The organism is Coleofasciculus sp. FACHB-542, assembly GCF_014695825.1.
GTDB lineage: Bacteria > Cyanobacteriota > Cyanobacteriia > Cyanobacteriales > FACHB-T130 > FACHB-T130.
This window is the reverse complement of the sequence record NZ_JACJPB010000006.1, coordinates 1-19,361: the sequence shown is the minus strand read 5'-3', so window position 1 is coordinate 19,361 and position 19,361 is coordinate 1. Positions and strand designations below refer to the sequence as shown.

18 protein-coding genes are annotated in these 19,361 nt (G+C 47.6%); 9 read left to right on the top strand and 9 right to left on the bottom strand.

Annotated elements, in window-relative coordinates; all coding sequences use genetic code 11:
• Positions 1-190: 190 nt before the first annotated feature.
• Together H6F52_RS00710 and H6F52_RS00705 are read left to right on the top strand one after the other, a co-directional pair.
• Positions 191-448: an ATP-binding protein gene (locus tag H6F52_RS00710; RefSeq protein ID WP_190531251.1), complete on the top strand. Its 258-nt coding sequence runs from the start codon at positions 191-193 to the stop codon at positions 446-448.
• 451 nt (positions 449-899) lie between these two features.
• Entirely contained in the window at positions 900-1,439 is a 540-nt protein-coding gene (locus tag H6F52_RS00705; protein WP_190531249.1) for an inorganic diphosphatase, read from the top strand.
• A 35-nt stretch (positions 1,440-1,474) separates the two neighbouring features.
• Here H6F52_RS00705 and H6F52_RS00700 read toward each other — a convergent pair whose 3' ends face one another.
• Entirely contained in the window at positions 1,475-1,837 is a 363-nt protein-coding gene (locus tag H6F52_RS00700; protein ID WP_190531247.1) for a SnoaL-like domain-containing protein, read from the bottom strand.
• Positions 1,838-1,976: 139 nt separating this feature from the next.
• Between H6F52_RS00700 and H6F52_RS00695 the strand changes: the two genes are divergently transcribed.
• Together H6F52_RS00695 and H6F52_RS00690 are read left to right on the top strand one after the other, a co-directional pair.
• Positions 1,977-2,882, top strand: a complete 906-nt coding sequence (locus tag H6F52_RS00695; RefSeq protein ID WP_190425472.1) for a LysR family transcriptional regulator — start codon at positions 1,977-1,979, stop codon at positions 2,880-2,882.
• Positions 2,883-2,983: 101 nt separating this feature from the next.
• Positions 2,984-3,640: a hypothetical protein gene (locus H6F52_RS00690; protein WP_190425470.1), complete on the top strand. Its 657-nt coding sequence runs from the start codon at positions 2,984-2,986 to the stop codon at positions 3,638-3,640.
• Here the strand turns inward: H6F52_RS00690 and H6F52_RS00685 are convergent.
• The gene (locus H6F52_RS00685) at positions 3,629-4,828 is read right to left on the bottom strand and encodes an FAD-dependent monooxygenase (RefSeq protein WP_190425467.1); all 1,200 of its coding nucleotides are present in this window, start codon (positions 4,826-4,828) and stop codon (positions 3,629-3,631) included. The genes H6F52_RS00690 and H6F52_RS00685 overlap by 12 nt on opposite strands.
• A gap of 220 nt (positions 4,829-5,048) precedes the next feature.
• Between H6F52_RS00685 and H6F52_RS00680 the strand changes: the two genes are divergently transcribed.
• The 3 genes from H6F52_RS00680 (at position 5,049) to H6F52_RS25925 (ending at position 7,430) form a co-directional block, all read left to right on the top strand.
• Positions 5,049-5,945 carry a pirin family protein gene (locus tag H6F52_RS00680; protein WP_190425464.1) on the top strand — a complete coding sequence of 299 codons (897 nt, stop codon included), beginning with the start codon at positions 5,049-5,051 and terminating at the stop codon, positions 5,943-5,945.
• 119 nt (positions 5,946-6,064) lie between these two features.
• Positions 6,065-7,051, top strand: coding sequence for an aminotransferase class V-fold PLP-dependent enzyme (locus H6F52_RS25930; protein ID WP_199300273.1), 987 nt, complete (start codon positions 6,065-6,067; stop codon positions 7,049-7,051).
• Positions 7,017-7,430, top strand: coding sequence for a pyridoxal-dependent decarboxylase (locus H6F52_RS25925; RefSeq protein ID WP_199300271.1), 414 nt, complete (start codon positions 7,017-7,019; stop codon positions 7,428-7,430). Before H6F52_RS25930 ends, H6F52_RS25925 begins: the two co-directional genes overlap by 35 nt.
• Before the next feature lie 135 nt (positions 7,431-7,565).
• Here H6F52_RS25925 and H6F52_RS00670 read toward each other — a convergent pair whose 3' ends face one another.
• The 4 genes from H6F52_RS00670 to H6F52_RS00655 form a co-directional block, all read right to left on the bottom strand.
• The gene (locus H6F52_RS00670; RefSeq protein ID WP_190531245.1) at positions 7,566-9,242 is read right to left on the bottom strand and encodes an AIPR family protein; all 1,677 of its coding nucleotides are present in this window, start codon (positions 9,240-9,242) and stop codon (positions 7,566-7,568) included.
• An 89-nt stretch (positions 9,243-9,331) separates the two neighbouring features.
• Positions 9,332-9,952: a DNA-3-methyladenine glycosylase gene (locus tag H6F52_RS00665; protein WP_190531243.1), complete on the bottom strand. Its 621-nt coding sequence runs from the start codon at positions 9,950-9,952 to the stop codon at positions 9,332-9,334.
• Positions 9,953-9,975: 23 nt separating this feature from the next.
• A complete protein-coding gene (locus H6F52_RS00660) occupies positions 9,976-11,871 on the bottom strand; it encodes a potassium transporter TrkA (protein ID WP_190531241.1) in 1,896 nt (631 codons plus the stop codon).
• Between the two features lie 508 nt (positions 11,872-12,379).
• The gene (locus H6F52_RS00655) at positions 12,380-12,733 is read right to left on the bottom strand and encodes a DOPA 4,5-dioxygenase family protein (RefSeq protein WP_190531239.1); all 354 of its coding nucleotides are present in this window, start codon (positions 12,731-12,733) and stop codon (positions 12,380-12,382) included.
• Between the two features lie 541 nt (positions 12,734-13,274).
• Between H6F52_RS00655 and katG the strand changes: the two genes are divergently transcribed.
• Entirely contained in the window at positions 13,275-15,503 is a 2,229-nt protein-coding gene (katG, locus tag H6F52_RS00650; RefSeq protein ID WP_190531237.1) for a catalase/peroxidase HPI, read from the top strand.
• Between the two features lie 541 nt (positions 15,504-16,044).
• On the opposite strand, the gene H6F52_RS00645 is transcribed toward katG, so the two are convergent.
• Positions 16,045-16,923, bottom strand: a complete 879-nt coding sequence (locus H6F52_RS00645) for a hypothetical protein (RefSeq protein ID WP_190531235.1) — start codon at positions 16,921-16,923, stop codon at positions 16,045-16,047.
• Positions 16,924-17,424: 501 nt separating this feature from the next.
• Here H6F52_RS00645 and H6F52_RS00640 point away from each other — a divergent pair.
• A complete protein-coding gene (locus H6F52_RS00640; protein WP_347276174.1) occupies positions 17,425-17,844 on the top strand; it encodes a phage integrase N-terminal SAM-like domain-containing protein in 420 nt (139 codons plus the stop codon).
• Between the two features lie 21 nt (positions 17,845-17,865).
• Here the strand turns inward: H6F52_RS00640 and H6F52_RS00635 are convergent, their stop codons facing one another.
• The gene (locus tag H6F52_RS00635; RefSeq protein WP_190531233.1) at positions 17,866-18,384 is read right to left on the bottom strand and encodes a DUF1993 domain-containing protein; all 519 of its coding nucleotides are present in this window, start codon (positions 18,382-18,384) and stop codon (positions 17,866-17,868) included.
• A gap of 152 nt (positions 18,385-18,536) precedes the next feature.
• Positions 18,537-19,034, bottom strand: a complete 498-nt coding sequence (locus H6F52_RS00630; RefSeq protein WP_190531231.1) for a cupin domain-containing protein — start codon at positions 19,032-19,034, stop codon at positions 18,537-18,539.
• Between the last annotated feature and the right edge of the window lie 327 nt (positions 19,035-19,361).

Below are 19,361 nucleotides of genomic sequence, written 5' to 3'. Positions count from 1 at the left end.
TACTTCAACTATTTCAGCAAAGGTTTCACGACTAACGCCGCATAAGCGCTTGAACTCACCTTCTGAAAGCGATTGTAGCTCCGTATACGGCATACCAACTCCCCAGTGTCTTGCTGATCTACTCCCTTATTGTGCAATCTCGATTATGAACTGGCACACTACTTGACCATTCATGCAGGAGGTCTAATGCATGAGAGCCGAAAAATCGTTTGTTTGGAATGCGACAAATCTCTCTCGGCAACTGCGTTCGTCGTTAATTAATCTATTTTCGGCTTACCAGGCACGGATTCGCATTGTCTACCTAGAAGTGTCTTGGGAAGAATTGCTGCGGCGCAATCATTCTCGCGCTGCTAATGTGCCGGAAGCGGTGATTCAGCGAATGCGCGATCGCTTAGAAGTTCCTGACCTTACTGAAGCCCATCAAGTAGATTGGGTTGTGGATAGTTGAGTGCATAGTAGCGCGATCGCTGTAGTCTACCGACAATACACCAGTCCATCTAGAATCTTCCGACGAAGCCCCTACTCTTCCAGAGCTATCCCAGGCATTAGCTAACTAGTCCCTCTAGAATCTGCCGAATTCGTCCTAGAATTCATCAGGTGAGCGATCGCCATATGGGGGTTACAAGCTTTCCCAGTCAAGCAGTAAGCTACTTGCTTAAAAAGACCACAGAACGTTTCCGAGGTAAAAGGTTTGCCATTTTCCTGAAAAAACACCACTACTTTTATCAAAGTCGAACTCTATGTCCTACGCTCGATAAAACTAGATGATCGATCGGGATAGGATGAGTGCGATCTGTGCTAGCCTTCGGCTTCTCCAACGGAGTACGCAGCAGCGCTAGGCTTACGCCTCGCTTTGCTAACGCTATCGCTAGCAAGAAATAGATACGTGCTAGTAAACTATGGCAACCGACCCTCTCCACCTGCCTCCGTTTGACTCAGATGATGCCGAAACGCTCAACGTCATCATTGACACGCCCAAGGGCAGCCGTAACAAATTTGAGTGGGACAAGAAGCACGGGTTGTACAAGTTGGGCGGCGTACTGGCAGCAGGCGCATTTTTCCCATACGACTTCGGTTTCGTGCCCTCGACTCTAGCCGACGACGGCGACGCTATCGACGTGCTGGTATTGATGGAGGAGCCTGCCTTCGTCGGCTGCCTTGTCCCATCGCGGCTCATCGGCGGCTTTGGTGCTTTTCAAACCGAGGAGGGGAAAACTGATCGCAATGACCGCTTGCTCGCTGTTGCCGCCAACTCCCGCAACCAGCATGACGTGAAAACGCTCGACGACCTGAATCAGAACCTCATCCACGAGATTGAACACTTTTTCGTGTCGTACAACGCGGCTAAGGGCAAAACGTTCGAGCCACAAGGTCGCTTCGGACCGGAGCAAGCCCGACAACTGGTTATTGAGGCTGCGGAGCGTTTTCGCGAGTCCTAGCAAGTTGTCGGATTCATCAAAATCGTTGAGGCAGTTTAGGCGGCGTAATAGAAACGCTCGTGGATCACTTTACCGTCTTTCCATCTCTGTACAGACACTTGATCGTGGGTGACGTTGCCCCACTCAGAATGGGTGTAATCGACAAACCACTCAGAAATAATCACGTCTTCGCCATAAGCAACCGCTTTCAGTTCCGCTGCACCCCATTCGGTCACTTTAGAAAAGAACTCCAGTTCTCTAGCGCGATTGGCAGCTTTCCCCACAGTGGCAGGCGTTTCATTTTCCTGCATCACCACATCCTCGCCATAGTATTTCTCAAAAGCTTCCATCGCTTTCCCTTGTAAAACCAGGGTTTTGATGTCTTCAAAATTGGCTTTCAGGTCTGTTGCTGTAATCATGATTTTTGTCCTCTTCGTTAGCTCAAGTTGTGAGGTAAGAAACTTGATTTGGCTCATAACATTAATCATGTTTCATTCCTTCTGGTTTGAGAAGACCGCAAAATGGAATATAACTTATTCTTAAAGAGAATCAATCTCCATGTCAGATCTGATCGCCTGCATCAAGAGTTTTGTGCGAACAGTAGAAACAGGCAGCTTCTCCGCTGTTGCCAGAGAGATGGGTACCACTCAACCCACGATTAGCAAACAGATTGCTGCACTGGAAGACTATCTGGACGTGCAATTACTGGTGCGATCGACGCGCCAAGTGAGTTTGACAGAGGAGGGAATGCGCTTTTATGAGCGTTGCCAATTTGTTCTCGAAGCACTATCTGAAGCCGAGTCTAGTGTGGGAAAGCGGCAGAACCCGTCTGGACTATTACGGCTCAATTGCTCGGTTGCGTTTGGGCAGATGCAGGTACTCCCCCGCTTGAAACGATTTCTCTCTAGCTATGGGGATATCAAGATTGACCTAACGATGTCTGACCATTTTGTCGATTTAGTCGGAGAGGGCATCGATCTAGCGATCAGAATTGGCAAGTTTGTCGATCCCAACGTAATCTCACAGCCGCTCGGCACATTCCGATTTGTTGCAGTCGCGTCGGTGGACTATTTGGAGAAGTTTGGAGAGCCACAAAAACCAGCCGACCTTTTGCACCACAACTGTATTGTTTATACCAGGCAGTCTACAGGTAATGAATGGCATTTTCGAGGAACGACGGTAACGGTAAGTGGAAATCTGCAAGTCAATAACTCGATGGCGCTTCGTGAAGCCGTCTTGGCAAACATTGGCATTGGCACATCCCCTCACTGGTCGTTTAGTGATGAACTCCAAAATCAATCGGTCAAAGTCATCCTGAAAGAATACGAACCTGAGTCAATACCGATTCAGGTCGTTTACCGTCGAGGACGCTTTCAGTCGGCGAAGGTTAAATGCTTTATTGACTTTCTCATAGATGAGTTTAAGCCTGGTCTGAGTTGGCAACCTACCTCACCTTTGGAATAGTCTCCCGCAGATATAACCTTGCTATCCAAGGGCAGAAGTCGAATAATGCAGTCTCTGTTAAGGTAGCCCAAACAGGCTGTCTCTTTACCTGCATTGCAAACATGACGACAGGAGTTTATCCCCTAGCCACTTACTATCCGCTAAACATTGGCTCAAAGTGGCACTATACGGCACCGCCACGTTGGAGAGGGGATTATATTGCTCGCATTGAAGCCGGACCTTCCTTACCCATCGGAGACACTGTTCGACATTTTGATGCGACGAATGCAGCTAAAGTTCTGTGCTACCTACCTTTGAAAGGGTTGTACTATCTGCGGGAAGAGTTTTCAGATGGTCAATCCTATATAGAGTTCGATCGCCCCATCCTCTGGTTTCCCGATCCGCTCAAAATTGGTACACAAGTAAATATCACAACAAGTTTTACTCGGTACTTTCAGGATGGCTCAACGAGTCCTGGAAAATTCACAGTGTGGCAAACGATCGCTGATATTGAAGACCTACAGGTGACAGCAGGGTCTTTTGAGCAATGCTTGCGTGTTGACGGCTCAACTCACTGGATGTTTGATGATGGTCGTCAAGCTCGTAGCGAGACAATTTATCATTATGCTCCGCATATTGGCGTTGTCAAAGCGATCGCCCGCTTTATCCTGTATGACTCCGAGGGATTAGAAACGGTAAATCGACTGGTGGAAACCGATCTGAAATCAGCGCTGGTGCAGGGCAAGCCAATCTCAGGCGGCGGTAGTTCACACAGTTAACTGTATCTGCGTTACCCCTTGACGCAACTGGCGCTGCCTAGAGAGCCAAGAGTGCCTCACGCCCTTGCCCAGCAGGGGGGCTAGCTGACTCGCCGCCCATCGCAGCAGTGCGTTTTTACGCAGTAGTTCAGCCTGAGCCGCTTCCTGACTTTGAAGCTGCTGCGCTCGAATAATTTCCGGTTCCCGCTCGGCTTGAATCTGTGGCAAGACGGCATCAATTGCCGTATCTGTTGCTCCTTCACGCAACAGGGGAACTAGATGATTGGCTGCAACAATCACATCCCGCAAAGCCATATTGATGCCTTGGGCGCGAATTGGTGACATCGGGTGAACAGCATCGCCCAGCAACAGTAATCCTGGTGCATACCAACGCGCACAACGCCCGACGACGACGGATAACAGAACCGGCCGTTCAATACTTTCTGCATGAGTCCGGATATGCTCGGCTAACCACGGGGGCGATGCTTCTGCCAAAACGACAGGCCAATCGGCTTGCTTCCAGTCTATTGGGGCATCGTCATGGAGTGCCCAGCCTATCTGAAGATTCCCGGACGTAGAGCGAAACAATCCAAATGCATTGCGCTCGCGAACAATCGAATAAAATACATTCTCGGATTCAAAGCGCGAGCTATCGGCCAATTTAAACCAAAGAATATCAAAGATTCCGGACTGTTGCTCTAGAGGCAAGTTGGCTCGCTGCCGAACAACGGAATTACGACCATCCGCCCCAATAACGAGATTGGCACAAATAGAGCGATCGTCACCCAGCTTCACGCCCGAAACCCGGCGATCGCTCCACAGCAAATCCTGCACGGGAGTCCCCTGGACAAACTCAAAGTTGGGATAAGTTTTTGCCTCGTCGATCACGGCTTCCAGGAAAGCTGGCTGTGAGACGAGGGTGCAGGGCTTACCACCCGGTTCGATTGGCTCATCAACTCGAAACAGAAATCGGTTCTCAATCAGGACTTCCCAGGCATCCAAAGGTCGATGGGGAATGCTCTCTAGTACAGACGACAATCCCATCTGCTCTAGAGCATCTAGCCCACTGGGCATCAATCCCTCACCGCGAAAAACTCTGCGGAAGTTACGGGAGGATTCAATCAGTTTGACAGCGATGCCACGTTTGACGAGAAGCAGTGCAAGCGTTGCACCAGCAGGTCCAGCCCCAACAATTACAACCTGAGTCATCACTTTAAAACTGCTTTGAATGACTTCAGAATACCAAAGTTATCTGTGCCATCTAACTCCTAGTAATAACGTGGCATAACCCACTTGAGGTAAGTTGTTCCAGGCTGTAGAGAAGATGCAATCAACAATCTGTATCCCAAATCAGAAGGAAGAAGCTGATATAGCTCTAAGATTAAAAAATTAATCAGGCTTTGGTCAGAATCACGGGGTAATCTTTGCTATGTCCAACAGCATTGGTGATGTTCTTGAACCCGAAGTTAAAGATTTGGGTGGATTTGAGGCTCGGCGCATCTTGCCTCACGCAACTCGGCAGATGGTTGGACCATTCATCTTTTTCGACCATCTCGGCCCAGCTACCTTTGCACCGGGTCAAGGAATGGATGTGCGACCGCATCCGCATATCGATTTAGCAACACTGACTTACTTGTTTGAAGGGGTGCTGCTCCATAGCGATAGTCTCAAGGTTGTTCAAGAAATTCATCCCGGAGCCGTTAATTGGATGACGGCGGGTCGTGGCATTGTCCATTCGGAGCGATCGCCCAACGCGGGGAGGAGTCGCGAAACACGGCTTCATGGCATCCAGACGTGGATCGCACTTCCTTCGGAGCATGAAGAGACCGAACCTTGGTTTCGTCACTACTCAGCTACTGACATCCCCGCTTGGCAAGATGGGGGTGTCGAAATCACACTGATTGCAGGGCAGGCGTATGGTCGCACATCTCCCGTTCAAACGTTCTCACCGATGATTTACCTCGATGTACAACTGCCCACTGGAACTGAGTTCACGCTGCCTCCGGACTATAGTGAACAAGCCGTCTACAGCGTTACAAACGGTCTCAGCATAGATGGCGAACCGCTGGAGCCACAACGAATGATCGTACTCAATCCCGATCAGACCGTGAGCATTAGTGCGAAAGCCGACGCTCGTTGCATTGTGGTAGGTGGTGAACCTGTCGGTGAGCGGCACAAGTGGTGGAATTTTGTCTCTAGCCGCCTTGATCGCATTGAGCAAGCGAAAGCGGACTGGAAGAACGGACGGTTTGAGCGGGTTCCACACGAAACCGAGTTTATCCCGCTGCCTGAAGAACCCCTCTCGCTGCCTGAACAACCCATGTAAAAGGAGCAGCTTATTCCTATTTAGGCGCGACGGCAGCTTGTTGCATCCAAAAATCATTCCAGTAGCGCTATGCTCGCTTATGCGGGATTGTTTAGCCCCGTGCAGGGAAGGAAGAGGATATGCGAGAACTCTTGCAAACAACGGCTGAATACGCTATTCGTTATCTTGAAGGCTTAGACGCTCGGAACGTTGCGCCAACACAGGAAGCGATCGCTAACCTCATCCAATTCGATGAACCCCTGCCCAATCAGCCTGTCGATCCTGAACTCGTCTTGCAACTGCTCGATGAAGTTGGCTCACCCGCATCAATGGCACAAGCAGGCTCCCGCTTCTTCGGATTTGTCACGGGTGGTTCCCTGCCTGCCGCCTTAGCCGCCAACTGGCTAGCCGCCGCGTGGGATCAAAATTGTGGACTCTATCGCATCACTCCAGCTACAGCCTTACTAGAACAGATAGCTCTGCGCTGGCTCCTCGACGTACTGCATCTCCCCGCCGACTGCGGTGGTGCCTTCGTTACGGGAGCAACTGTTGCTAACTTTACCGCATTAGCCGCCGCCCGCCACGCTGTACTCGAACGGGAAGGTTGGAATGTAGAAGCAGACGGGTTGTTTGGTGCGCCACCGATTACGGTTGCAGTTAGCGCGGAAGCGCACCCAAGCTTGTTGAAAGCGTTGGGATTGCTGGGATTAGGTCGAAGCCGAGTCGTGAAAGTGCCTGTTGATGGACAGGGGCGGATGCGTCCGGACGCCATTCCCACCCTTGCTCGTCCTGCAATTATCTGTACCCAAGTCGGAAATGTGAACACAGGCGCGTGCGATCCAGTTAGAGAGATTTGCGATCGCGCCAAGGAAGTGGGAGCCTGGGTGCATGTAGACGGTGCATTCGGACTCTGGGCAGCAGTAGCACCATCTTTGGCACACCTCACCACTGGTATGGAAGAGGCAGATTCTTGGGCAACCGATGCTCACAAGTGGTTGAACGTGCCATATGATAGCGGGTTGGCGTTTGTTCGCGATGCCTCTGCGTTGCAAGCGGCAATGGCGATTACTGCCGAGTATTTACCCACCGTCAGTGAGCAGCGCAACCCGTCAGATCTATACTCCTGAATTATCGAGGCGTGCGCGTGGCGTTGAAGTGTGGGCAGCATTGCGATCGCTCGGTCGTTCTGGTTTGGCAGACTTAATTGAGCGTACCTGTCGCTATGCTAGACACTTTGCCAAGGAGTTGAAAGCTGCTGGTTACCCGATTCTCAACGATGTGGTGTTGAATCAAGTCTTAGTATCGTTTGGAGATGCAGAAACAACTCATCGGGTGATTGCTGATATTCAAGCCGACGGGACTTGTTGGTGTGGCAGTACGGTTTGGCAAGGGCAGACGGCGATGCGAATTAGTGTTTCGTCTTGGGCAACGACGGATGCTGATGTGGAAAAAAGTTTGGCAGCTATGCTGCGAGTGGCTGGGCAATATTGTTCTCGTGAATTTTAGGATGAGCGATCGCACCAGTGCCTACGTACAGTCAAAACCAATCTACGGGATCGCTCTGTTCATACTCACAAGTGAGAATGACGATAAGGCAAATGACACTCAATATCAAACCAATTCTGAGCTTGTGTTCTGCTATTACCAGAGTGAATCAACGACGTTCTCAATGTCATGGCATTTCTTGATATTTCTGAATAGATTAGCAAGGTATGATTCCGGGTACTTTTCATTAATCGCACTGATAGTCAATTCAACTACACGAGCAGAGACCTCCTTAACCCGATCAAGAATATCTTGTACGTCTGTTTTCGGATCATCCAGGCTTTTAAGGGATAGGTATCTAAATACTTGTCTGGCTAGGAACCTGTTACCATGCACGGGTAACATTGCCTCTCGACCTTGTCGCTTATTTTTTTCGATCTTTAGTTGTTCCTCAATTGCACGATGAATCTGAACAAGTGTCCAGAGCCTGACACTGGAAACGCCTGAATTGAAAAGAGCTTTGTATGGTGCCTTAGAGACATCCTCCCAAAGTACTCCGATACCGCTCTTCGCCTGTACAGCATAGTTAAGTTCAGAATAGGCGCATGCAAGTGCAACAGTTGCCTCAGTTAGATCAAAGCCCTTCTTTATATCACGAAGACTATATCCTGCTTTGTAAACGTAATCGACACCTTCTAACTGCAACTCAGTTCGCAAGCGCTCTTGTTCTGGATCTAGTGAAACAAAATCTCGTTTCTCAATACGATTTTGAGTGTTCGTTGCCCGTGTAACACGTATAGCAAAATCTTCTGAACAATTTTCAAGCGAGATAAATCGAACCATGACAGTTGCTTTAGCAACTCCGTCGGGTGATTTTGCATTGGCAGTTGCAATCGCTCCTACAGTTTGTGCCCCATTTACAATACTTACATCGGTACACTCGAATACACCGCTATCATGCGAACTCCCTCCTATTGGTTTCTTTCGGATTGTGCCGCACAATGCTGTTATACCATTGTTGAAATACCAAAACTTCTCTGGCTCTGATGATAGAGTTTCAATAATGCTCTGATTAATTTCCGTCGTACCAAGGAATGAGCGTATATTGGGCGCAAATAGTCTTGGATGATACTTATCCCAAGCAGCAACCTCAGCTGCTGATACCTGACCATAATATGCAAGGAATGGCTCTCTAGTTTGTCCCCAATCCCTTAATACAACATCAAAGTTAATCGGTGCCCCTAAAGTACCACTAGCAATGATGCTATGCAATTGACCTTGCCGAAGAACTCGCAATTCCACAACCTCCGAAGGATCGTTCATATCGCGTAGAAAGTCATTGAAGTCACGCGAAATATCTTCACCTAATGGCGCTTGTCCAGTATAAGTAAGTAAGAGAGCAATTCGGGTATTTGCAAAGAGCAAAGCGTCTTGAATCTCTATCGAACGTTTTTTTACTTTTTCATTAAAACGTTCAAATTCTGCATTAATAAGGTCTTTGACACCCTTAATAAACTTTAGGGCATCACCACGCTCAATACTGCCTGTACCGTTATGCCGCCATTTTGATTGCACTAAAAAGAGAATTTTTTCGTGTTCATCAAAGTAAATTGCATCGATTCCATTATCACCATATCCATCAGTTATGCAAAGCGCAGCTTGCTCTGGAGCGATATCAGCTGTGACCAAAATTGCAAATGCAGCAAGTGCGCGAGTCAGAAAAGCAGATTCTTTCTCTGCTTGTGATTTATTTGCATAATCACTAAGGTCTATTAGGTCGCTAAACAGTGATTTTAGCTTTGCCTCTATCTGCCGGACGTGAATAATGCTCATGAGTTATCCTAAAATTTTTTGGAGATTTAGATGATGACCAGAGGGTAGAAAATTTAGAAATCGCATCTTCTCCCCTTTCCCAGCAATCCTCAAACTGGCTTTAGTTCCAAACTACGCCACAAATACCACGAAGCAATACTGCAATACGGCTTCCACTTTTGCCCGAAACGTTCTGTAGTCTTGCGGTCAGGAAGTGCCTCAAGATTGTAGAGATTCCGAATACCTGCACGTACACCCAAATCATCCACAGGCAAAACATCCCACCGCTTGAGACGGAAAATCAGGAGCATCTGCACAGTCCATCGTCCGACGCCTTTGATCGGCGTCAGAGTCTTGATAATCGCCTCATCATCCATGACTTCCAACTCCTCAAACGTGGGCAATCCGTCGATCGCATGACGCGCCAAGTCTTTAAGATAAGAGATTTTGGGGCGCGAAATCCCCACGCCGCGAAGGGCTTCATCTGGCGTGTCGAGGACATCTTGCGCTGAAGGAAACAGAGTGTCTGGGTAAAGCTGGAGAAACCTTTGGTGGATTACTTTAGCCACCTTGGTAGAAAGTTGTTGGTGGAGAATTGACCGGGATAGGCAAAAGAACAAGTCTCCCTCCAGTTCGTACTGGTTCAGTTGACACGCACCAATTTGGTCAATGAGTCGTCCCAGGATAGGGTCGGAATCCTTAAGATAGTCAATGGCGATCGCGTACATCAATACAAAAAGATTGAAACTAAAATTTAGTTTTCCGCTAATAGAACGATCGTATCTTGCGGGGTAAACGTAATCAGTTGATCTTTTTTGGGATTAATCGTCACCCCATAAGCTCTACCTGAATTATTAGCATCCGCTTTACAACGATAGCCAATTGCCGATTCACCACGTTGCTTGGCAGCTTCAACAACTGTGTAAAAATTAACGGGATGATCGAGCGCAACATACTCACCGACAGGCTTAAGATAAATTTCTGAGCCTTCAGGACTAAAGAGATCGGCAAACACAGCATTGAGGCTTTTCTGTTCGGAAACTTGAGCCAGCAGCCGACTAACAATTTGCTCGCTGATGACAAAATCATCCGGGCGAGCTACTTGTGCCAAGGCTTGATTTCGCAAATCTAAAATTTCCGTGACAACCTGAAAATTGCACTTATAGCGATCGGCAATATCCCGCAGATAAAGCAATGTAATCAAGATTTGAGCATCCGCTTGCTCTGGTTCTAAGTCAGTATTGCAGAGTACGAGAACATGATTGTATTTAGTTAAGTCGAGGCTTTCTAATACCTGACGCTCGGTAGGATTTCCCTGGGAATACCGCACAGTCTGTTGTTGTAAGTTGAGCGATTCAGTTGATACGACCTCAGCTTCTGGAAACTCAGCAACGACTGTAACGGTGGAGCCGGGAGCAACGTAACGATCGAGTAGTTGAATAATGGTAGAAATGCGGTCATTCCATCCCAAAATTAAGGTGTTTTCTGTGGCAGCGATCGCATTTTTCTCTTTAACTTGAATCGCTTGACGATCGATTGGAATGTCAGACAGTGGCGACAAATGAATGGTACTGTCATCTTCGCTAATCAAAACAAGTTGTTCATTGGGTTGTAACGACCTGTCGATCGGTGGATTAAGCTGGATCGTTCCATCAGCGTGTTTAATTCCCAGTACCGCAGAATCGTTGTAGGCTAAAAGCGCATCGCCGTAGGTTTTTCCTTGTAAAGTTGGTTCTGCTTTGATATAAATTTCATTCCCACTAAAGTCAAGTAGCTCCATGTAAACCGTTGATAAGCCTGATTGACGACAGGTTTGCACGACGATCCGCGAGATGAGATCGTTAGTCAGTAAAACCTCTATGTCGTTGCGTCCGATTAGACTAACAACGTCGGAACTCCTGGGGTCTTGAACTTGAGCAACGATGTGATAAGGCTGGGACACGCTGCGCGGAATACTGGTAATTGCCAGCAGAGTTTTTATCAGTTGAATATCAGCATGGGCATTGGATGAGCTTAGAATCACGATTGAGCGTGCCGTTTGGACGTTAACCATCCCTAAGTCAGTAATATTGCTCGGACTACCCGTGCGACAAACTAAGCGAATTTTGGAACGTTTACCCAAGATATTAGAAAGGGTATCTTCCATCTGTACTTTGTCCTCTTCACTGAGAATGACAATGCAAGTACCGGGTCGATTGGCATTAGCAAGGGTGAGTTCTGAGATGAGGGTAAATACTTGCAGCGACCAACCCAAAATTACAATGTGATCGGTTTCAACGACACGGGAACGTCCTTTCCGTAAGTCTTCTAGCTTCGTATCAATGCCGCTACTGAGAATGCCGATTAGGGTACTGATGATGAAGATACCGCCAAAGGTGACAAAGAGCATCGCAAACCGAAATAGCCAGCCTGTATCGCCGCCCATTGCGCCTGAGTCTAGAGTCCGCATGAAAACGCTCCAAATCGCTTCTAGAGGATGAAGGCGATCGCTTCCTTCCGGCGCAACTCCGGTGATGCTGACCAAGAATCCCATTAAAAAGATAAAGGCTAGAGAGGTCAAGGCTAATCCGCCAATCAGAGCAACAGTACCTCTAGCCATGAAATTATCGAACCCGTAGCGGACGCGCTCTGAAAGCGTAATTTTACTCATCTTGATGGAAGTTTCCTTGCTGCGATGACAAATAGTTTTAGGTGAGGGAGCGGAACTCCTAATTTTGGATGAATTTCAGGTTCCCTAGTACCTTTCGGTAATCTATATAAGTATTCCCAGATTTACTGGTACTACAGCTATTTTTTGAAAGTTTGTTACGAAGGGCTGAGCTGCGTACCTTTTTAGTAGAAGCGATCGCACGTTGCAAAGAATCAATTATTGATCGGATGAAACCTAGGAATATTATGAGGAGTTCCTGTCGCTCGAAGACAAAATAGATAGCTTAGTGTACCGTCACAACTCACAAATGAAGCAAGCTAATTGCCTACGGAAACCAACTTCTGGTACACGATCAGATGCTGAGCGATCGCTCTCAGTTTAGGTACCGAACTGGGCGAGAGGTGTGAAAATGCGGCTAGCCTTCACTTTGTGAATGGGAGTGCGATCGCCCCATAACACCCTTATTAGGGGAGATAGACAACTGCGATCGCCACTAGCTGTCTCATTATTAGCGGATTCCAATCGCCCTTAGGATCTCGATATTCAGCTCTAGCTTCTCTCCCAACCACAGAGAACGATCGGTGTGGTCTCCCACATCATCGCCTGTTGAGGGGTGGACGAGAATATCCAATCCCTCACGATTGAGCATTAACCAGGGGACAACCTTGCCAAATTGCTCTGGTAAGAATGCAACTTGATACATTGCCTTTGGGTGTGGACCAATGGGCTTGTCATGCCAACGCCCCAGATGCACTTCAAAAGACGCGCCCAATCCTTCACGTACACGCGCCGCCGCATCACGACTGGAGGTATCGAAGTAGATATGAGCATGAAAACCCGTAATCTGGGCAGTATCTTTCATAGCGCTTAGCTCCACTTTATCTAGGCGTCAACGAATCGTAATGGTTGATATTTCTCTGTGGCAGGCAATACTTGCATCATAACTGACACTCTTGTCCGTCTAGTGCGATCGCCCCTTGCCATAGGTTGGGTTGACAGAAGGAAACTCAACATCCCCATTCGGCAAAGTTTGATCTAATTCGATAATGAACAATCAGTGCGATCGCAATGAGTACACCGTGGTAGTGACTTAACAAACCTAATAGAGTTGCCATCTGCGCGACGCTTCGGTAACGCCTGCCGTAGGATGCAAGGGAGGGCTGTAGGGCGGATGCAGCAGCGCTGGACTACGTCCCGCTTCGCTAACGCGATCGCACTCTTGGTTTATTGGTAATTAACTAATTGTTGCAAATCACAAATTCATTGTTTCAAATCATAACGTTGATTATATTTCTCTTCGATTATTTGTTCATCGATTATTCCAGTAATTACTATGTGCTATTTGTTGGCAATACCCGCAATACATCAAAAAATCGACCCACACATCTTGATAGGAAAATAGTATGAGCAGCGGAAGCGGATGCCCGTTTACGGGCGGCGGTCAGAAATCTCAGCCTCGTCATAGGCCGTCACACCGAGACTGGTGGCCGAATTATTTGAATCTGAGCATCCTCCACCAGCACACACCCCAGGCCAATCCTATGGGTGAGGAATTCAACTACGCTGAGGAATTCAAGAGTCTTGACTTAGCTGCCTTGAGGGCAGATATCTACGAGCTGATGACCACCTCCCAGGACTGGTGGCCAGCCGACTACGGTCATTATGGGCCGCTCTTCATCCGGATGGCTTGGCACAGCGCCGGCACATATCGGATTGGCGATGGTCGCGGCGGCGCGGGTTCGGGTAGCCAGCGCTTTGAGCCGCTCAACAGTTGGCCTGACAATGCTAACCTCGACAAGGCGCGCATGTTGCTTTGGCCCATCAAGCAGAAATACGGCAAGAAAATCTCGTGGGCAGACCTCATGATCTTCGCCGGCAACTGCGCGCTTGAGTCGATGGGCTTCAAAACGTTGGGCTTTGCTGGTGGGCGCGTGGATGTCTGGCAGCCAGAAGAAGACATCTACTGGGGTTCTGAGAAAGCTTGGCTCGGCAATGAGCGTTACGAAGGCGATCGCGTCCTCCTGAATCCCCTCGGCGCTGTTCAGATGGGCCTAATCTACGTCAACCCGGAAGGACCAGACGGCGAACCCGATCCGGTCGGCTCAGGGCGCGATATTCGCGAGACCTTTGCTCGGATGGCGATGAACGATGCAGAAACGGTCGCGCTCACCGCTGGTGGACATACGTTTGGCAAATGTCACGGTGCGGGCGAGGCGACGCACGTAGGTGCCGATCCTGGGGGTGCCACCATCATCGATCAGGGCCTCGGCTGGAAGAACGCCTTCAACACGGGTGTCGGTGTCGATGCGATCACCAGCGGTATCGAAGGCGCATGGACCCCCACGCCGACGCAGTGGGACAACAGCTATCTTGAAACCCTGTTCAAATATGACTGGGAGCTGACGAAGAGTCCCGCTGGCGCGTGGCAATGGAAGCCCAAGGGCGATGCTGGTGCGGGTACGGTGCCCGACGCACACGATCCGTCGAAACGGCACGCCCCCATGATGACCACGGCGGACATGTCCATGAAGATGGACCCCATCTACAACCAGATTGCACAGCGTTACCGCGATAACCCGGATGAGTTCGCAGAGCAATTCGCCAAGGCGTGGTTCAAGCTAACGCACCGCGACATGGGACCGCGATCGCGCTATCTCGGTTCAGAGGTTCCTCAGGAAGAGTTCCTGTGGCAAGATCCCATCCCCGCAGTTGACCATGAGTTGATTGATGAGCAAGACATCGCCGCTCTCAAAGCCAAGATTTTAGCTTCGGGGCTGTCTGTCTCCCAACTGGTTTCGACCGCTTGGGCGTCGGCAGTGACCTTCCGATGCTCTGATATGCGCGGTGGAGCGAACGGGGCACGCATTCGTCTCGCGCCGCAGAAGGATTGGGAAGTCAACCAGCCAGCCCAACTGGCAACGGTGCTGCAAACCCTAGAGGGAATTCAACAGAAGTTCAACAGCTCGCAGTCTGGCGGGAAGCAGGTTTCGATTGCTGACTTGATCGTTCTGGGCGGATGCGCGGGCATTGAGCAAGCGGCGAAAAATGCCGGTCATGACGTGACGGTTCCCTTTACACCGGGACGCACAGATGCATCGCAAGAGAAGACTGATGTGGAATCCTTTGCTCCACTTGAGCCAACGGCAGACGGGTTCCGCAACTACACGAGCGGCAAACACAGCGAATCGCTTGAGGAGTTGCTGGTGGATCGGGCGCAATTGCTGTCCCTGTCAGCCCCTCAAATGACGGCTCTCCTGGGCGGCTTGCGCGTTTTGGGTGCGAACTATGGAGGGTCTAAGCACGGCGTCTTTACCCATCGCCCAGAGACGTTGACCAATGACTTCTTCGTGAACCTGCTCGACTTGGGCACGACGTGGAAGGCGACCTCTGAAGATGAATATGAGTTTGAGGGTAGCGATCGCAAAACCGGCGACCTGAAGTGGACTGCTACCCGTGTTGACCTCATCTTCGGCTCAAACTCTCAGCTCCGCGCCCTGGCGGAAGTCTATGGATGTGTGGACTCGCAGCAGAAGTTTGTCAATGACTTTGTGGCAGCGTGGGACAAGGTGATGAACCGCGATCGCTATGACCTTCGCACAGTCTTAGCGAAAGCCTCTGCAAGGAGTTTCTAAGCCTAGCATCCTCTACGCTAACCTGCGGTAATCCTAAACGCAGGTAGAAGCTGGAGACAAAAATGAGAGCGGCGTTTCAAATTGTCCTGAAACGTCGCTCTCAGCTTTAGACCCCAACGCCAAGGCTACTTAGAAAGCTGCAATTGAGTTCTCGGTGGTGCCAATTGTGCGATCGTTAACATGACCCAAAGCATACAGAAAATCCAATATATAAAAAGCTGCCCACAACGTTATGTGCAGCTGCATGCAGAGTAAATATAACCTCTTGATGTACGTCGCTACTTGTTCCGAAGCATAACGACCTCGTTCACCCGCCGCCAGCAATCTTTCGGTATTAACCAGCTAATTTTTACGGTCGGTGTGCAACGGGATTGTTAGACCGGAGAATTACATGTTATTGAGATTTGTTTATAGTTCATCTACCTTAGTACTCAATAGACCACAGCCACCCGAATCATTTGCAAGTAATACTTCAAGCTACCTACTGACTGTCAGTTGAGTTCAAGTTGAGAAAGGTAAGCATTATTCTTGCGTGCAAATGCTATTCGGCAAGCCTTTTCGGAAATCTTCGTCGCTCAAACCATAAGAACAAAACTGGTAGTATACCGTATACTATCCCACAAGAGACAAGTGTCCAGTTAACCTTACCTTGCTGAAGCAGCGGTTCTGTCTGTGATACTCTACCCAATCTCGGTAGTAAAGTAAGAAACAGATCAGGAAAAAGACCAACAGCAATCATAAATACAGAGAATATAATCATAAAGAAGTGGAGAAAATTACTGATTCCTAATATTTTCAAAAGTAATTTGCTTTTCCCATTCCTACTGTTCAGTTGTTTACCTCTTATAGGGAGAGATCCCCAATCAGTACAACCTTGAGGTAATCCACGGATGGTACCATACATCGTTGGGCGTTCGTCGGACGTATGAAGAATCTCAATACGCACGCCATCTTGAGGATCTAAAAAATCAAATTCACAGATAGCGACATAAGATTTTGTAGAGTCTTCATGAATTGCGAACAAATTAGCATGCCGTGTTACCAGGGTGATTTTAGAATCAAGAATTTGTGAATTTGATTCAAATTCAAAGCGTAATGGATCTCCTGAAACAATATCATTTCCTCTAAAAGTTGTTTTCCCAGCATTCCAAAGAACAATTGTTGTTTTGGTAAGCTGGGAAACTTCTGTTTTTGTAGGCTGAGACAAATCTCTTTGATAGTAAATGGTTACGTTGTTAGGAAGCTCAGCATGCCTCCCTCCAATTAATCTTGTATTACTCATTTGAACAGCAAGCCTTGGAAAAACCTGACTTAAGCGATATAGATATACAGCTAATAGAAGACTAAATAGACCAATTAATGCTCCAACCCATCCTTGGTTAAGAAGTTTAGCCAACTCATTCAGAAAGTTAGAGATCATAATCCGATTCAATTACACATTCAAGTATTATTTGACCACAGTATAGCTCTATACATACCAGGCAATTGTCGATTTGCCTCGAACGAGCAGCTATTGAAGATTTAACTACTATTGCTAAAGCTACAATTTGACTGGCATAGGGTATATAGACTGATGGCAGAATTCGCCGCCAGCAGCCTTTAGATGAACGTATCTGCGAGGTGTCTAACTATTTATTATATGGAAAGTTTCCGTATAATCTTTTTCTCAATCCTAATACATCAAGCATTACAATGGATTCTTGTCTGAATCTACGGAAAACTTCTTTTTTACCCGTTTATTTAGGTATTATACAAAATTTTTCCGTATAACCACCCTTTACGGGAGGATTATACAGAATTTTTCCGTGTATCCCTTGATGTTATATAGAAATTTTCCGTATAACATTCTTATTTAGGATAATACACGGAATTTTCTGCACAACTTCCAATGGAATAACGTCCAAAGAAACTCCTCAAACAGGTGCAAGATTTTATCAGGCTTAAGCACTATTTTTATCAAACAGAGAAAACCTATATCTATTGGATTAGACGCTATATCCTTTTTCATAATAAGCGCCATCCCAAAGATATGGGAAGTAAGGAAATTGAAGAATTTTTAACACATCTTGCTGTCAATAAAAATGTGGCTGCATCAACGCAAAATCAAGCAGTTCATGCTGTTTTGTTTCTCTACAAAGAGGTATTAAAACAAGATTTAGATTTGAAAGTCGATGCAGTTTTTGCAAAGAAATCTAACTATTTAACAACCGTTTTTACAAAAGATGAAGTTTTAGCAATTATTCAAAAGTTATCCAGCGTCTATCAACTTTTAATTAAGTTACTTTATGGCACTGGTTTACGCTGTGGCAATAATCCCGAATTTAGAGCGAGTGACTCTTGACCGTTCGCTGCATTTGAATAGTTAGGCCTCATTCTTTCTGATTAATGGCACCAAGTGCAGCATGTAATCTCGTTTTCCAATTGGTACACCAGCCATGCGAAGAATATCGTAAGCTGTGACCATATGGAAGTAAAAGTTTGGAATTAGAAATTCATTCACGTAGGCATTACCAGATAACTCGACGTAGAGGTCCTGACTCAAGTTAATGCGCGTCACCTCAGCTAGCTTTGCATCTTCAGCGTTAACACCCAAAAGAAGTTCCTTAGTGTTTGCTATGTGTTCGTATGCCTGTGTGAGAGCTATGACGTCTGGCTCTAGATTATTCGCAGGTTTGCCATCACACCACAGAGCAAAGTTGCGTGGTTGATTGCAGGTGAAAGCAATCTGTGTACCGAAGGGAAACATATCAGCTGCAATGCGCTTTTGAAGAAACGACTCGTCATCACAAAAATGAGTCTGAGCTGACTTCAAGAGATGCTCAAGAGTCGCTAAGCGGCTTTGAAAGAGGGTTCGGATTAAATCTATATTCTGGCTTTGCATTTTGTGATCCCTCAAGTCTTTTCTATGAACCCTAGCTGTACTTAGAACAAATTTCAGCCTAACGCTCTTGGTCAGCGGTTGCCAACACTTTATTTAACTCCACAAGTGACCGCTGCACTAGGGTTGTTATGCCGCGATCGCTCCAACAGATATCAATCCTCAGTAGATTGCTTGCTGCTCCAAAAAAGTTGAAGCGCTGACTCATCAAATATGTAGACGGACTCACCATCCCTAATCACTCGTTTACCAAGCCGAGGAAAAACGCCAACATCTAAGCGTCCTGCTTCTCCACCTATCAGATATACAAGGTCTTCATCGAATGGATTACGAAGATGATGGGGTTGTTGAGGTAGCCCAAAGCCCATGAAGTCTCCTGGTTCGACTTCGTACTCCACATCTCCAATTTCCGCAATACCTCGACCCGACAAAATGTAAACCCATTCTTCTTCATTTTGGTGAGCGTGGAAAATGAAGGATTCCTTGCCTGATGGTACACGAGCAATCGTTACACCAATGCGTTTAAGACCAACAGCACGCCCAAGGAAGCGTAAATAAATTTCTGAATTGGGGTTAAGCGGATGATGAAACTCAAACGCATCCATTGAATTGATGTCTGATGCTTTCAGCAGGGAATGTTGTTCATCAGTCACGTTGATGTCCTCCTATCAAGTTGGTAAAGGGTCTGAGCACCACAATAAAGCCTAAACCGCTCCGCAGATACCCTTCACCTGCCGCCCTACCGAAACCTCAAAATAATTCAATCCTGAACATCGACAGATAGCCCTTTGGTTGCCTCTTTACCGAAGACTCAGCAGCATAACGGTACAGTTGAGCCGATACAGATAACTTTGTGATTCCAACTAACGGGACTTAAACAGATTTCAAGCCCAAATAAAACCCAAAGCAGCTTTATAGGCTGAGAATACATCTCGATTAGCGTTCACCCACTCCATAAAACGGAAAGACATCGCTGTCCG

Excerpts from the sequence above, each read along its gene's own strand:
- H6F52_RS00710 (WP_190531251.1), top strand. The coding sequence starts at position 191 with ATGAGAGCCGAAAAATCGTTTGTTTGGAATGCGACAAATCTCTCTCGG.
- H6F52_RS00705 (WP_190531249.1), top strand. The coding sequence starts at position 900 with ATGGCAACCGACCCTCTCCACCTGCCTCCGTTTGACTCAGATGATGCC.
- H6F52_RS00700 (WP_190531247.1), bottom strand. The coding sequence starts at position 1,837 with ATGATTACAGCAACAGACCTGAAAGCCAATTTTGAAGACATCAAAACC.
- H6F52_RS00695 (WP_190425472.1), top strand. The coding sequence starts at position 1,977 with ATGTCAGATCTGATCGCCTGCATCAAGAGTTTTGTGCGAACAGTAGAA.
- H6F52_RS00690 (WP_190425470.1), top strand. The coding sequence starts at position 2,984 with ATGACGACAGGAGTTTATCCCCTAGCCACTTACTATCCGCTAAACATT.
- H6F52_RS00685 (WP_190425467.1), bottom strand. The coding sequence starts at position 4,828 with ATGACTCAGGTTGTAATTGTTGGGGCTGGACCTGCTGGTGCAACGCTT.
- H6F52_RS00680 (WP_190425464.1), top strand. The coding sequence starts at position 5,049 with ATGTCCAACAGCATTGGTGATGTTCTTGAACCCGAAGTTAAAGATTTG.
- H6F52_RS25930 (WP_199300273.1), top strand. The coding sequence starts at position 6,065 with ATGCGAGAACTCTTGCAAACAACGGCTGAATACGCTATTCGTTATCTT.
- H6F52_RS00670 (WP_190531245.1), bottom strand. The coding sequence starts at position 9,242 with ATGAGCATTATTCACGTCCGGCAGATAGAGGCAAAGCTAAAATCACTG.
- H6F52_RS00660 (WP_190531241.1), bottom strand. The coding sequence starts at position 11,871 with ATGAGTAAAATTACGCTTTCAGAGCGCGTCCGCTACGGGTTCGATAAT.
- H6F52_RS00655 (WP_190531239.1), bottom strand. The coding sequence starts at position 12,733 with ATGAAAGATACTGCCCAGATTACGGGTTTTCATGCTCATATCTACTTC.
- katG (WP_190531237.1), top strand. The coding sequence starts at position 13,275 with ATGAGCAGCGGAAGCGGATGCCCGTTTACGGGCGGCGGTCAGAAATCT.
- H6F52_RS00645 (WP_190531235.1), bottom strand. The coding sequence starts at position 16,923 with ATGATCTCTAACTTTCTGAATGAGTTGGCTAAACTTCTTAACCAAGGA.
- H6F52_RS00635 (WP_190531233.1), bottom strand. The coding sequence starts at position 18,384 with ATGCAAAGCCAGAATATAGATTTAATCCGAACCCTCTTTCAAAGCCGC.